The 13425-nt window shown below is 66.3% G+C and carries 12 protein-coding genes; 5 read left to right on the top strand and 7 right to left on the bottom strand.

Annotation, left to right across the window (positions count from 1 at the left end; translation table 11 throughout):
* Positions 1-296 precede the first annotated feature (296 nt).
* Entirely contained in the window at positions 297-1208 is a 912-nt protein-coding gene (locus tag FHS82_RS16105; protein ID WP_166954650.1) for a hypothetical protein, read from the top strand.
* Positions 1209-1300: 92 nt separating this feature from the next.
* Here FHS82_RS16105 and ychF read toward each other — a convergent pair whose 3' ends face one another.
* From ychF to def, 5 genes are all read right to left on the bottom strand, one after another.
* On the bottom strand, positions 1301-2398 hold the full coding sequence (ychF, locus tag FHS82_RS16100) for a redox-regulated ATPase YchF (RefSeq protein ID WP_166954648.1): 1098 nt from the start codon (positions 2396-2398) through the stop codon (positions 1301-1303).
* Positions 2399-2542: 144 nt separating this feature from the next.
* On the bottom strand, positions 2543-3157 hold the full coding sequence (gene pth / locus FHS82_RS16095) for an aminoacyl-tRNA hydrolase (protein ID WP_166954646.1): 615 nt from the start codon (positions 3155-3157) through the stop codon (positions 2543-2545).
* 96 nt (positions 3158-3253) lie between these two features.
* A complete protein-coding gene (locus FHS82_RS16090; RefSeq protein ID WP_166954644.1) occupies positions 3254-3862 on the bottom strand; it encodes a 50S ribosomal protein L25/general stress protein Ctc in 609 nt (202 codons plus the stop codon).
* A gap of 174 nt (positions 3863-4036) precedes the next feature.
* Complete coding sequence (locus tag FHS82_RS16085) at positions 4037-4624, bottom strand: GNAT family N-acetyltransferase (RefSeq protein WP_246225380.1); 588 nt, start codon at positions 4622-4624, stop codon at positions 4037-4039.
* On the bottom strand, positions 4621-5169 hold the full coding sequence (def, locus tag FHS82_RS16080) for a peptide deformylase (protein WP_166954642.1): 549 nt from the start codon (positions 5167-5169) through the stop codon (positions 4621-4623). The genes FHS82_RS16085 and def overlap by 4 nt, the downstream gene beginning before the upstream one ends.
* 102 nt (positions 5170-5271) lie before the next feature.
* Between def and FHS82_RS16075 the strand changes: the two genes are divergently transcribed.
* Positions 5272-6474: a DNA recombination protein RmuC gene (locus tag FHS82_RS16075; protein ID WP_166954639.1), complete on the top strand. Its 1203-nt coding sequence runs from the start codon at positions 5272-5274 to the stop codon at positions 6472-6474.
* On the opposite strand, the gene FHS82_RS16070 is transcribed toward FHS82_RS16075, so the two are convergent.
* Positions 6459-7859, bottom strand: coding sequence for a short-chain fatty acyl-CoA regulator family protein (locus FHS82_RS16070; protein ID WP_343042603.1), 1401 nt, complete (start codon positions 7857-7859; stop codon positions 6459-6461). The genes FHS82_RS16075 and FHS82_RS16070 overlap by 16 nt on opposite strands.
* Before the next feature lie 393 nt (positions 7860-8252).
* On the opposite strand from FHS82_RS16070, the gene FHS82_RS16065 reads away from it, so the two are divergent.
* The 3 genes from FHS82_RS16065 to prpB all read left to right on the top strand — a co-directional run bounded on the left by FHS82_RS16065 (position 8253) and on the right by prpB (position 12138).
* Complete coding sequence (locus tag FHS82_RS16065; RefSeq protein WP_166954637.1) at positions 8253-9773, top strand: MmgE/PrpD family protein; 1521 nt, start codon at positions 8253-8255, stop codon at positions 9771-9773.
* A 3-nt stretch (positions 9774-9776) separates the two neighbouring features.
* Positions 9777-10946: a bifunctional 2-methylcitrate synthase/citrate synthase gene (gene prpC, locus FHS82_RS16060; protein ID WP_166954635.1), complete on the top strand. Its 1170-nt coding sequence runs from the start codon at positions 9777-9779 to the stop codon at positions 10944-10946.
* A gap of 268 nt (positions 10947-11214) precedes the next feature.
* Positions 11215-12138 carry a methylisocitrate lyase gene (gene prpB / locus FHS82_RS16055; protein WP_166954633.1) on the top strand — a complete coding sequence of 308 codons (924 nt, stop codon included), beginning with the start codon at positions 11215-11217 and terminating at the stop codon, positions 12136-12138.
* On the opposite strand, the gene FHS82_RS16050 is transcribed toward prpB, so the two are convergent.
* The gene (locus FHS82_RS16050) at positions 12101-13180 is read right to left on the bottom strand and encodes an AbrB family transcriptional regulator (RefSeq protein ID WP_166954631.1); all 1080 of its coding nucleotides are present in this window, start codon (positions 13178-13180) and stop codon (positions 12101-12103) included. The two genes, prpB and FHS82_RS16050, sit on opposite strands and share 38 nt — an antisense overlap.
* Between the last annotated feature and the right edge of the window lie 245 nt (positions 13181-13425).

The following is a 13425-nucleotide window of genomic DNA, read 5'->3' as shown; positions in this document are numbered from 1 at the left end:
CACACAGCATGCTTGCGTTTTTCGTCATATTGGAGCTAGACTACATAAATGTTTCATATGAGTTCCGTTCCGCAGTATAATTAAGAAGAATCATAATAAACCATAAGCATAATTCGATATTTATAGGCCTCAGAGGGTCAAGATGGAGGTGTGGGGAGCGGCGGAGGCGTCTTTTTCAGGCGTTTTGGCTTCCTGTAGAAATTAAGAATCCCGTCACTGTCTTTTTTCGACATAACGTTGCGCAAAAGGTATGCCCAGAACAATTTTATAGATCTTTATTACTTCGGAGGACAGTCATGTCCAATGTTCATAATTTTTCAGCGCGTTTGATGTATCCGCATTATCGGGACGTCGCATCCGGCCCCGCGAAAGGGATGCCCGCCCTGCCCAGAACCGCCTCCCGACAGACAGTCAGCTCCAATCCCACGAATGGCGACAGCCCATCGGGCATCGCGGCACGGCTCGGCACGAAAATCATCGTAACGAACAACGGCAGGGACAGCTTCAGGAACCGGGCGGTTGGCGTGACGAAGTCAGAGGGTACGCCTCTGCACCGGCAAAACAAGTGCGTCCAGACGCTATCCGAACAGCAACTGCGCTATATGGAGACGAGCGGGCGCGATGCCGCGTTCGAGACCGGGCAGGCGGAGAGACTGGCGACTGCACAGCAGCAAAAAGCCGCTTCTTCGCCCCGCAGGCGAAAGATAAACGTTGCGATTCAAGAGAGCCAGGCAAAATCTGGCATATTCAGTGACAGGAACTCGCCGCTCAACAGCAACAAGAACTTGTTCAAGAACCTGTCCGATATCTCGACATCGGGCGGTCTCAGCCTCACGGCACCCTCGGAGATCAAGCCGAAAGCTGCGGTAGACGTCAAGCTTCCTGAAAACGACGCGAATTCGATCTTTCCAAGGTGGATCGAGTCTTTCGTGACGACGTGTGCCCGGAAGCTCGTCACCTGGGCGGCCAAGTCGCCCGCGCGGACGGAGTTCATGAAAAAGTTCGCGTCTTCGATGGAAGTGGTGGCATGGATAGGAACGGTTCTTTTCGCGACCCTGGGATGGCTCGGATTCCTGCCGCTGCTGGTCTCGGGCCCGATAGCCGGCCTTGTGTGCCCGGTTGTCGTGGGCATCTGCAAGAAGGTGCAGAAGAGCCTTTCGCCGCCTGCTCCGGAGCCTCCGGTCACGAATAGCGGTGTCAAGACGTAGAGCAAATGCGCTGAGCCGGAGCCGTGCCCGGCGAGAGGGTCGCCTTCCCGTTTTCGGGAAGGCGACCTGCGCATGAGGCTGGCACGCGGCCGTCAGGTATTGAAGCGGAAGTGCAGCACGTCGCCGTCCGCGACGATGTAATCCTTGCCTTCGAGGCGGAACTTGCCGGCCTCGCGCGCGCCGGCCTCGCCCTTGCAGGCGACGTAGTCGTCATAGCCGACGGTTTCGGAGCGGATGAAGCCCTTCTCGAAGTCAGAATGGATGACACCCGCCGCCGCCGGTGCGCGCGTGCCGGCCGTGATCGTCCAGGCGCGGGCCTCCTTGGGGCCGATGGTGAAATAGGTCAGCAGGCCGAGCAGCTTGTAGCCGGCGCGGATGACGCGGTTGAGGCCGGGCTCCGTCAGGCCGATGGCCTCCAGATATTCCTTCTGCTCCTCTGGCGGCAGCACGGCGATCTCGCTCTCGATCCGGGCCGAGACGACGACGGCGACAGCGCCTTCCGCCTTCGCGCGTTCGAAGACACGGACGGAGAAATCGTTGCCCGCCTCGGCCGAGCCCTCATCCACGTTGCAGACATAGAGCACGGGCTTCGAGGTCAGCAGGCCGAGCTGGGCGAAGGTGCGTTCCTCCTCCGGTTTCCGCTCCACGAGGCGGGCAGGCTTGCCGTCGCGCAGCAGCGGCAGCGTGCGGTTGATGAGGTCGAGCGCCTCCTTCGCCTCCTTGTCCTGCCCGCGCGCCTTCTTCTCCAGCGCGATGACCCGCTTTTCGAGGCTGTCGAGATCGGCGAGCATCAGCTCCGTCTCGATGGTCTCGATGTCGTTGATCGGGTCGATGCGGCCCTCGACATGGGTAATATCGCCGTCCTCGAAGCAGCGCACGACATGCGCGATGGCATCGACCTCGCGGATATTGGCGAGGAACTGGTTGCCGAGCCCCTCCCCGCGCGAGGCGCCGCGCACAAGGCCCGCGATGTCGACGAAGGTCAGCCGGGTGGGGATGATCTGTGCGGAGCCGGCGATTTCCGCCAGCACGTCAAGGCGCGCATCCGGTACCGCCACGTCGCCCACGTTGGGCTCGATGGTGCAGAAAGGATAGTTGGCTGCCTGCGCCGCCGCCGTCTGCGTCAGCGCGTTGAAGAGCGTGGACTTGCCGACGTTCGGCAGGCCGACGATGCCGCATTTGAAACCCATGATCCTCGCCCGCGACGCCGTGCGGCGGCCGCCTTTCTGAGATGCCCGGGCACGGGCATCGATGCCAAAGATATCCCGGCCTGAGTGCCCTATGGCGCGTCCCGGGTCAACCGGGCAAATCAACCCGGCGGGGCAGCCCGCAGGTCAGCCGGGGGTACGCTCCGTGACGCTCTTCACGTCCGTCCAGCCCCGCGCCTCCATGGCCAGATGCACACGGTTCTGGAAGGTGGGATCGTCGCCCTTCGCCAGCAGCGCCGCGTTGTCGGCGATGGCGCGGGCCAGGTCGTCCACCCACGCGCACTCACCTTTGCCGAAGTCGCCCAGCACATAGGCGTGCACCCGCGACTTGTCGCCCGGATGGCCGATGCCGAGGCGCACGCGCCGGTAATCGTTGCCGATGTGTGCCGTGATCGAGCGCAGGCCGTTGTGACCCGCGTTGCCGCCGCCCGTCTTGACGCGCAGCTTCGCCGGGGCGAGGTCGAGTTCGTCGTGCAGCACCGCGACGCCCGACAGCGGTATCTTGTAGAACTGCGCCGCCTCCGCGACTGCGATGCCGGATTCGTTCATGAACGTCTGCGGCAGCAGCAGCAGCACGCGCTCGCCGCCGATCACCGCCTCCGACGTCAGCCCATGGAAGCGCTTGCGCCAGGGCGCGGCATTGTGCCCGCGGGCGATGGCATCCACAGCCATGAAGCCGATGTTGTGGCGGTTGCGCGCATAACGTTCGCCGGGATTGCCCAGTCCAACAATGAGCTGCATGACGCCCCCTCGATGACGCTCCGCCGCCGCGTCCGGGGGACGGGCGCCCGCGCATGCCACGATCCGCGAGCGTCCGTCTCCGGTCCAGCCGGATTATTAGCTGGCCGCTTCCGTCTCCGCCGCCTCGGAAACCGTGGGCGGAACGACGGTGACGACCGTGAAGTCGCGCTCGATCGCGCCGAACTCGGCGCCTTCCGGCAGCTTCAGGGTCTCGGCGTGGACCGAGTCACCGATCTCCAGATTGCCGACGTCGACCTCGACGCTGTCCGGGATGGCGTCAGCCGCCACGACCAGCGCGATCTTGTGGTGAACGATGTTCAGCGTGCCACCGTTCTTGAGGCCCGGAGCGGCTTCCTCGTTGACGAAGTGCAGCGGCACCTCGACCTCGATCTTCGCGCCGCGTGCCACGCGCAGGAAGTCGACATGGATCGGGAAATCCTTCACCTTGTCGAGCTGGTAATCGCGCGGAATGACGGTGGTCTTCTTGCCGTCGACGTCGATCTCGAACAGCGTGCTGAGGAAGCCGCCGGCGTAGATGAGACGCTTCGTCTCGTTGAAGTCGAGCGCGACGGGTTGGGCGGGGGCGCCGAGGCCGTAGATCACGGCGGGAACCTGACCCTGACGGCGGATTGCACGGGCGGCCCCCTTGCCGACCCCTGCGCGCGCCGTAGCCTTGAGCGGCTTTGCCGAATGGGCAGCGGACATATTGATCATCCTTGACAAACGAAAATGTAAACGACTGCCGGAAATGCAAATGGCCGCGCACATGCACGGCCCGGTGGTCTCCGGCTCACGAAAGCGCCCGTGCCTCCAAGGGTGTCACGCGGGCGCCAGCGTCTTATAAAGATTTTTTTCCGGATTACAAACCCGAATCGCCGCCTACAGCGGCAAAACCGCCTCAAGCCGGCGCATCATGAAGCGCGCGTCGGTGTCGTAGCTTTTCAGCGACGCGGCGAGACGCGCATCCTCGACGATCTCGAACCCCTGCCGCCGCCAGAACGGCGCGGAGGCGTTCACCGCCACGAGCGACAGGTCGGCGAGACCGATGGCGCGCGTGTGTTCCGCCAGATGCGCGACCGCCCGCGCGCCCGCGCCGCTGCCGCGCGCCTGCGGCAGCAGGGCGAGATCGTGGATGTAGAACGTCGCCGGGAAGGTTGGCATCGCCACCACGAGGCTGTCGAGCTTGGGCGGCATCATCGGATGCCACGGATGGCTGATGACGTAGCCGGCCGTCCCGCCGTCCATCTCCAGCACATGGCAGCCTTCCGGATAGAGTCGCAGCCGCTCCGCGAACACCTCGATGCGCTCCGGATAGCCGGGATGCACACGCTCGCCGGCGGCATGCACGCCGTCAAGGTCGTCGGGCTCCATGGGGCGCCAGGCGAACGGCAGAGAGCCCGCGGAAGGCCGGCGCCCGCCCGTGATCGCATCCGCCGGACTGTCGAGTTCCGTCATTTCCTGCGTCATGCCTCCGTGTGCTCGCCCTCGCCGCCGGCCCGGCCGGCATGCTTCGCCGCCTTTGCGAACTTGCGGCTGACCCGCTCGCGCTTCAACCGCGACAGGTGATCGATGAACAGCACGCCGTTCAGATGATCGATCTCGTGCTGCAGGCAGGTAGCGAGCAGGCCGTCAGCCTCGATCTCCCGCGTCGCGCCGTCGAGATCCATGTAGCGCACGCGCACGCGCGCCGGGCGCTCCACCTCCTCATAATACTCGGGAATGGAGAGGCACCCCTCCTGATGAACGCGGAACTCGTCGTCCGACTCCCAGACGATCTCGGGGTTGATGACGGTCATCGGCTGGCGCTCTTCCTCGCGGCTGCCGACATCGACGACCAGCAGCCGCTTGGGCACGCCGACCTGAATCGCCGCCAGCCCGATGCCGGGCGCGTCGTACATGGTCTCGAACATGTCCGCGACGAGCGTGCGGATATCGTCGGTCACCGCCTCGACCGGCTTGGAAACCAGCCGCAGCCGGGGGTCGGGAAGTACAAGAATGGGAAGGATCGTCATCGTGCCTCTGCCTTGATGGCAGCGAGATAAGCATTCTTTACCCCGAGGTCAACTTGTTCTTTATTCGTTCGATCCGCAGCGCGAATCGGCTATAGATGCGACATGAATGACGCGATCGTCCTCTTCGGCCATCCGGTGCCGCTGCTCCATGCCCTCGCGGGGGCGGGCGCGGCGGCCTTCGTGCTGCTCGCAGCCATCGCCGTGCAGCTCGCCGGGCTGGCGCGGGCGCGGCGCGAGGAGGCGTTCGCCGCCCACGAGCGGGCGCGGGAACTCGACGCACGGCTGGCCGAGATGCGCGGCCTGCAGGCGCAGCTCACGGGCCGCATGCAGACCGTCGCCGAGGTGTTCGGCACGCGGCAGAACGATCTGGCGCGCTTCCTGTCCGAGCGGCTGGAGGGGCTGCAGCATCGTGTGGGGCAGAACCTCGACGCCTCCGCCCGGCATACGGCGGCTCATATCGCCAGCCTCAACGAACGGCTTGCGCTCATCGACGCGGCGCAGAAGAACCTGTCCGAACTCTCCGGCCATGTCCTCGGGCTGAAGGACGTTCTCGCCAACAAACAGGCGCGCGGAGCCTTCGGGCAGGGGCGGATGGAGGCGATCGTCCGCGACGGCCTGCCGGCGAACGGCTATCGCTTCCAGCCCACGCTCGCCAACGGCAAGCGGCCGGACTGCCTCATCGACCTGCCGGGCGACCTGCCGCTCGCCGTCGATGCCAAGTTTCCGCTGGAGGGCCTATCGGCCTTCCGCGAGGCGAACGACGGCGAGGCGCGGCGGCGCGCTGTCCAGCGCGTGCGCAACGACATCGGCTACCACATCCGCGAGGTCGCCGAAAAATACCTGCTGCCGGGGGAGACGCAGGACATCGCGCTGCTGTTTGTGCCCTCCGAGTCGATCTACGCCGACCTGCACGAGCATTTCGACGATCTGGTGCAGCGGGCACACCGCGCGCGGGTGATCTTCGTCTCGCCCTCGCTGCTGACCATGGCGATCCAGCTCGTGCAGTCGCTGATCCGCGACACGCGCATGCGCGAGGAGGCGCGTGTCATCCAGACGGAGGTCGGCCGCCTCGTCGACGACATCGGCCGCCTGCGCGAGCGGGTGGACAAGCTCGACACGCATTTCCGGCAGGCGCAGGAGGACGTCGGCCAGATCCGTGTCTCGGCCGACAAGGTGGCGAGGCGAGGCGAGGCGATCGCCGCCCTCGACTTCGAGGACGCCCCGCCCCCGCGCGACATGAACGGCACCGCTTCTCGCGGCCTACCTCCCCGCGGCATGGCGCCCCCGGCTCACTCGCCCGAATAGGGCGAGAAGTGGCGGCGCGTCTCGTCCACCTTCAGCGCCCGGCCGATGGGCGGGAAGGCGCGCTGCGGGCAGGCGGGACGCTCGCAGACCTTGCAGCCGACGCCGATCGGCGTGGCGGCGGCCGGGTTGTTGAGGTCGAGCCCGTCGGAATAGACGAGCCGGCCCGCGTGCCGCAGGTCGCAGCCCAGCGCGACGGCGAAGGTCTTGCTGGGCGCGCGGTAGCCGCCGTGATCGCGCGCGACCGTGCGGGCGATCCACAGATAGGCGCGCCCGTCCGGCATCCGCGCGATCTGGGTCAGCACGCGCCCGGGATGCGCGAAGGCCTCGTAGACGTTCCACAGCGGGCAGGTGCCGCCGATGCGCGAGAAGTGAAAGTCGGTGGCGGACTGGCGCTTCGAGATGTTGCCGGCCCTGTCCACCCGGATGAAGAAGAACGGCACCCCGCGCGCGTCGGGACGCTGCAAGGTGCTGAGACGGTGGCAGATGGTCTCGAAACCGACGCCGAACCGGTGGCTGAGCAGGTCGATATCGTAGCGCCGCGCCTCCGCCGCCCGCAGGAACGTGCCATAGGGCAGCACCAGCGCGCCGGCGAAATAGTTGGCGAGGCCGATGCGGGCGAGCTTGCGCGCCTCGGCACTCGTGAAGCGCCCCTGCGCGACGAGCGCCGCGATCAGACCGTCGTGCTCCAGCAGGGCGAGCTGGGTCGCGATCTGGAACGCCTGCTGACCCGCCCGCAGCCGCGACGACAGGCGCAGCACGCGCGTTTCCGGATCGTAGCTGCGCTGCATGTCGCGCTCCGGCCCCTCTTGGGCGACCGCGATCTCCACGCGCACGCCGTGACGGCGGGCGATCAACGCCGCGATCTCGTCGGCCGCGTTGCCCGGACGCAGGCCGGCGGCGACGGCGAGGCTCTCCGCGGCCACATCGAGTTCCGCGATGTGATTGTGCCGCTCGTACATGAACTCGCGCACTTCCTCGAAGGGTGCGAAAGGCGAAGCCGCGTCGGCCCGCTCGTCCCCCAGCCGCGCGGCAAGCGTCGCCGACTGCTCGCTCATCTGGCGGCAGCGCGTGTGCAGGGCGATGAAGGCGCGTGCCACCGCGGGCATGGAGGCCGCAAGCGCATGCAGCTCCGCCCGCGAGATGGACTCGCCCAGCATCGGATCGGCGACCACATCGCCGAGGTCGGCGACAAGGCGTGCCTCGTCGTCCTGCGACAGCAATTGCAGATGCTCGCCGAACACGGCATCGAGCCGCAGCAGCACCTTCGTCGTGACCGGACGCTGGTTGTTCTCAAGCTGGTTGAGGTAGCTCGGCGACAGACCGATGGCGAGCGCCAGCGCCTGCTGCGTCATCTGCCGCTCCTCGCGCAGGCGCCGCAGGCGCACGCCGATGAAGTTCTTCTTCGCTTCCCGCCTGGCCGCCCGCCGCCTGCCGCCCTGCGGCTTCTCCCCTTCCGGCTTCGCGCCCGGCAGCCCCGCCGGTGCTCCGCCTGCTGAAGTCCTTACAGCCACAAGGCTTCTTCCCAAGGATTGCCTCCCCCGATTTGCAACATTCGCAAAATAGCACGCAGACGCGCTGGAAACTATGCATTTCCGGCATCTTGCCGGCCCCTGAAATTGCAGATATTGCAAAGTGTGATGCGTGTGACGGCGATCCCGCACGTCGGTTTGCGCGGCCGCCCGTTCGCTTGCGGTTTGTCAAGGTTCCGGCCCGGCGAGCCTGCGAGCATCCGGCAGCGCCGATGTCACCCGGCCCCACTAATGTCAGAGGAGCACCCAATGGTTACGCAGCACAAGGTCCGCACCTACAAGTCGTCGGAACATCTGGCGCGCGAGGATCAGCTCGCATGGAAGATCGCCGAGGTCGCCGCTGACCCGGTTGCCGTCGAGCCGGCCGTGGTCGAGGAAATCGGCAACCGCATCATCGACAACGCCGCCGTCGCCGCTGCGTCCGTCAACCGCCATCCGGTGGCGAGCGCCCGCGGGCAGGCCGTGGCGCATCCCTACCAGCCTGGCGCGACCGTGTTCGGCCTGGAGCAGAGCCAGCGCGTGTCGCCGGAATGGGCAGCCTGGGCCAACGGCGTCGCCGTGCGCGAGCTTGACTTCCACGACACGTTCCTCGCCGCCGAGTACTCGCACCCCGGCGACAATATCCCCTCCATCCTCGCGGTCGCCCAGCACACGGGCCAGAACGGCGCGGACCTGATCCGCGGCATCGCCACGGGCTATGAAATCCAGGTCGATCTCGTGAAGGGCATCTGCCTGCACGAGCACAAGATCGACCACATCGCCCACCTCGGCCCGTCCGCCGCCGCTGGCATCGGCACGCTGCTGAACCTGCCGACCGAGATCATCTATCAGGCCGTCCAGCAGGCGCTGCACACCACCACCACGACCCGCCAGTCGCGCAAGGGCGAGATTTCGAGCTGGAAGGCTTATGCTCCGGCCTTCGCCGGCAAGCTGGCCGTCGAGGCTGTCGACCGCGCGCTGCGCGGCGAGGGCGCGCCGTCGCCGGCGTGGGAAGGCGAGGACGGCTTCATCGCCTGGCTGCTCTCCGGCCCGTCGGCTGAATACGTCGTGCCGCTGCCGGCCAAGGGCGAGCCCAAGCGCGCCATCCTCGACACCTACACCAAGGAGCACTCGGCCGAGTACCAGAGCCAGGCGCTCATCGACCTCGCCCGCCGCCTCGGCCCGAAGGTCGGCGACCTGTCCAAGGTGAAGAGCGTCGTCATCCACACCAGCCACCACACGCACTACGTGATCGGCACCGGCGCCAACGACCCGCAGAAGATGGACCCCAAGGCGAGCCGCGAGACGCTCGACCACTCCATCATGTACATCTTCGCCGTGGCGCTGGAGGACGGCGGCTGGCACCACGAGCGCAGCTATGCGCCCGAGCGCGCCAATCGTCCCGGGACGGTCGCCCTGTGGCACAAGATCTCGACGTTGGAAGATCCCGAGTGGACGCGCCGCTACCACTCGCATGACCCGAAGGAAAAGGCGTTCGGCGGCCGCGTCGTCGTCACGCTGGAAGACGGCACGGTAATCGAGGACGAACTCGCCGTGGCGGACGCGCATCCGCTCGGCGCGCGCCCCTTCAAGCGCCCCAACTACATCGAGAAGTTCCGCACGCTGACGGAAGGCGTGCTGGAGACGGCCGAGCAGGACCGCTTCCTCGCCATCGTGGAGCGCCTGCCGGAGCTGACCGCCGCGGAACTCGGCGGCCTTACCTTCACCCTGCCCGCCGGCAAGCTGGATACGCCCGCTACCGGCATCTTCGACTGGAAGGGAAACAACTGAGCAATGAGCACGACAGAAGAAGTCAAGAAGCCTGCGCCGAAAAAATCGGTCGCGCTGTCGGGCGTCGTCGCCGGTAATACCGCGCTCTGCACCGTGGGGCGCACCGGCAACGATCTGCACTATCGTGGCTATGACATTCTTGATCTGGCCAAGGATAGCGAGTTCGAGGAAATCGCCCACCTGCTGATCCACGGCCATCTGCCGACCCGGCAGGAACTCGACGCCTACAAGGCGAAGCTGCGCGGCCTGCGCGGCCTGCCCGCGACGCTGCGTCAGGTGCTGGAGGCGTTGCCCGCCTCCTCCCACCCCATGGACGTGCAGCGCACGGCGGTCTCCGTTCTCGGCAGCGTGCTGCCGGAAGCGGCGGACCACAACCACCCGGGCGCGCGCGACATCGCCGACCGGCTCATCGCCTCGCTCGGCTCCGTTCTGCTGTACTGGTATCACTACAGCCACAACGGCCGGCGCATCGAGGTGGAGACGGACGACGATTCCGTCGGCGGCCACTTCCTCCACCTGCTGCACGGCCGCAAGCCGACCGAGTCGCAGGTCAGGGCGATGCATATCTCGCTCATTCTCTACGCGGAGCATGAATTCAACGCATCGACCTTCACCGCGCGCTCCATCGCCGGCACGGGGGCGGACTTCTACTCCGCCATCACCGGCGCCATCGGCGCGCTGCGCGGCCCCAAGCACGGCGGCGCGAACGAGGTGGCGTTCGAAATCCAGAAGCGCTACGCGCATCCGGACGAGGCCGAGGCCGACATCCGCAAGCGCGTCGACGCGAAGGAAGTGATCATCGGCTTCGGCCACCCCGTCTACACGGTGTCCGATCCGCGCAACGTGGTGATCAAGGAAGTGGCGCGCAAGCTGTCGCAGGAGGCCGGCTCCACCGCCCTCTTCGACGTTGCGGAACGCATCGAATCGGTGATGGCGGACATCAAGAAGATGTTCCCCAACCTCGACTGGTTCAGTGCCGTTTCCTATCACCTGCTCGGCGTGCCGACCGCGATGTTCACGCCGCTGTTCGTGATCTCGCGCACCTCCGGCTGGGCCGCGCACATCGTCGAGCAGCGCATCGATAACAAGATCATCCGCCCGTCCGCGAACTACACGGGACCGGAGAATCTTGAATTCGTGCCCATCGGGGAGCGCGGCGCCGCCGCAGCCTGAAGAACAGCGACCGGCGGGCATGGCCCGCCGGTTTTCATTCCGGCCCGGGAAAGGTGTATGATCCCGCGAAGCGGCGATCGTCAGCCCTCCGCCGATCAGGATTTCGGAGCGTGTCGTCGTTCCATGAAATGATGGCACGCCGCGGGGCGGTTTGCACAATCGTTGAAGCGGGGCTGTTATGCAAGCCGCTCCAATTTCTGCTGTTTTCCGCAACTTGCATTTAGTTTAATACTTAAATCAAATGCAAACTGCTTTAAGGAACGAAACCATGCCCTATCTTGTTGCTTCCGACCTCCCGAACGAGCCCGCCGGCCTGCGCTTCCGGGCGCTGGTCGAGCGCGAAGGCATCCTGCAGATCCCGGGCGCGCACAACGGCCAGGCCTCCATTCAGGCGCGCAATGCCGGCTTCGACGCCGTCTATCTCTCGGGTGCGGCGATGACGGCCTCCATGGGCCTGCCCGATCTCGGCATCATCACCGTCGACGAAGTGGCGTTCTTCATCCGCCAGGTGGCGCGTGCCTCCGGCCTGCCGGTGCTGGTCGACGGCGATACCGGCTACGGCGAGGCGCTGAACGTGATGCACGCCGTGCGCACCTTCGAGGACGCGGGCGCGGGCGCTATCCATCTCGAAGACCAGATTCTGCCGAAGAAGTGCGGCCACCTCAACGACAAGAAAATCGCTGACGCCCACGACTTCGCGACAAAGGTCGCCGCTGCCGTGAAGGCGCGCCGCCACCTTTACGTCATCGCCCGCACCGACGCCGCCGCCAGCGAGGGCATCGAGGGTGCCGTTGCGCGCGCGAAGCTCTATGTTGAAGCCGGCGCGGACGCCATCTTCCCCGAGGCGCTGAACGACGCCGAGCTGTTCCGCGAGTTCGCCCGCCGCCTGCCCGGTGTGCCGCTGCTCGCCAACATGACGGAATTCGGCCGCACCCCCTACTACACCGCCAAGGAGTTCGAAGAGTTCGGCTACAAGCTGATCATCTGGCCGGTGTCGTCGCTGCGCATCGCCAACAAGGCGCAGGAGACGCTCTACGCCACGCTGAAGCGTGACGGCTCAGTCAAGGCCATCCTCGACCAGTTCCAGACCCGCGCCGAGCTTTACGACACCATCGGCCTGCACGACTACGAGGCGCTCGATTCCTCCATCGTCGCTACGATCGTTCCCCCGACGACGCTCGGCGGGCAGTGAACCGCGCCAGCGGTGGCCCGGCAAGGACGACGATCACGAAGCGGACCGTCTGCAGGGCCACCACGAAACCGAGATCGACATTGCTGGCGGCGGCGATGATGGCGACCGAGTCGAGCCCGCCCGGGCTCGTCGCCAGATACGCCGTCAGCGGGTCAACCCCCAGCGCATAGACCAGCACCGCCGCGAGGCCGCCGCAGAAGGCGATCAGCAAGGCGATCGAGGCCAGAATCCACGGCAACGCCCGCATGGCCACGGCGAGTACCTGAAGGGTGAAGCCGAGACCGATGCTCCAGCCCAGCGCGACATAGCCCAGCGCCAGCAGCCACGGCGGCAGGGCGAAGCTGACGAGGCCGAGGCTGTTGAGCAGGCCGCCCAACAGCATCGGCAGCAGAAACGACGCGGACGGGAAGCGCAGCAGCCGCGTGGCGGCGAGGCCCGCGAGCACCAGCGCGGCCGTTGTCGCCCATTCGGCGGCCGTATGGGCCGGAAACCACTCCCTGCTGACGTGCACGGTTCCCGTCTGCGTCCAGAGCCCCGCGACGAGCGAGGCGGCCAGCGTGACGCAGATCACCCGCAGATATTGCATGAAGGCGACGAGACGCACGTCCGCGCCGAAAGCAGACGCCATCAGCACCATCGCCGAGGCCGCGCCGGGCGACGACCCCCATATGCCTGTCGTGCCGGGAAGAACGTTCGTCCGGCTGATCTGCCAGCCGAGCCAGCTGCTGGCCAGGATAGTCGCCACCACCACGCCGAGAAACAGCGGCCAGTCCCGCAGGAAAGACGTCACGATCCCCGGCGTGATGTCGGCCGCGATCAGGCAGCCGACCAACGATTGCGCAAGGCTGAACGCCAGCGGCGGCACATGCAGCCTGCCGTTCAGAACGCCGACGACGACGCCCGCCAGCATCGGCCCCAGCAACAGCGCCGCCGGCGCGCCGATGGCTTCGAGCCCCGCCGCCAGCAGGGCCGAGGCCACGAGCAACACGCCCCAGCGGCCGGCAGTTGGCAAGGCGGCCAAGGCATCAACGGACAAGCGCATCATGTCATCCCGGATTGCGTATCCCGACGCGGGAACAGCACAACAGGCGCGGCGCCGCGACGCGCCCCTGTCCGCCGCATATCATCTGCCGGCGACCGCCGTCCATAGCCGCCGGCGATGGTCTGCACTGCAACGCGCAGCCGCGCCATAAAAGTGTGCAAACACACGCCCGCCCGGCCCGGGCGAAAGCACGCAGCTTGACCGCCCACGGGGCGGTGCCTACGTTGAACAACGACCATGCGCTT

Origin of the sequence: Pseudochelatococcus lubricantis (assembly GCF_011762225.1) — a bacterium.
GTDB classification, from domain to species: Bacteria; Pseudomonadota; Alphaproteobacteria; order Rhizobiales; family Beijerinckiaceae; genus Pseudochelatococcus; species Pseudochelatococcus lubricantis.
This window is presented reverse-complemented; position numbering and strand designations above follow the sequence as displayed.

What these genes read in the sequence shown, in the direction of transcription:
- FHS82_RS16065 (WP_166954637.1), top strand. Translation starts at nt 8,253, where the DNA reads ATGGTTACGCAGCACAAGGTCCGCACCTACAAGTCGTCGGAACATCTG.
- FHS82_RS16090 (WP_166954644.1), bottom strand. Translation starts at nt 3,862, where the DNA reads ATGTCCGCTGCCCATTCGGCAAAGCCGCTCAAGGCTACGGCGCGCGCA.
- def (WP_166954642.1), bottom strand. Translation starts at nt 5,169, where the DNA reads ATGACGATCCTTCCCATTCTTGTACTTCCCGACCCCCGGCTGCGGCTG.
- FHS82_RS16105 (WP_166954650.1), top strand. Translation starts at nt 297, where the DNA reads ATGTCCAATGTTCATAATTTTTCAGCGCGTTTGATGTATCCGCATTAT.
- FHS82_RS16075 (WP_166954639.1), top strand. Translation starts at nt 5,272, where the DNA reads ATGAATGACGCGATCGTCCTCTTCGGCCATCCGGTGCCGCTGCTCCAT.
- FHS82_RS16085 (WP_246225380.1), bottom strand. Translation starts at nt 4,624, where the DNA reads ATGACGCAGGAAATGACGGAACTCGACAGTCCGGCGGATGCGATCACG.
- prpB (WP_166954633.1), top strand. Translation starts at nt 11,215, where the DNA reads ATGCCCTATCTTGTTGCTTCCGACCTCCCGAACGAGCCCGCCGGCCTG.
- FHS82_RS16050 (WP_166954631.1), bottom strand. Translation starts at nt 13,180, where the DNA reads ATGCGCTTGTCCGTTGATGCCTTGGCCGCCTTGCCAACTGCCGGCCGC.
- prpC (WP_166954635.1), top strand. Translation starts at nt 9,777, where the DNA reads ATGAGCACGACAGAAGAAGTCAAGAAGCCTGCGCCGAAAAAATCGGTC.
- pth (WP_166954646.1), bottom strand. Translation starts at nt 3,157, where the DNA reads ATGCAGCTCATTGTTGGACTGGGCAATCCCGGCGAACGTTATGCGCGC.
- ychF (WP_166954648.1), bottom strand. Translation starts at nt 2,398, where the DNA reads ATGGGTTTCAAATGCGGCATCGTCGGCCTGCCGAACGTCGGCAAGTCC.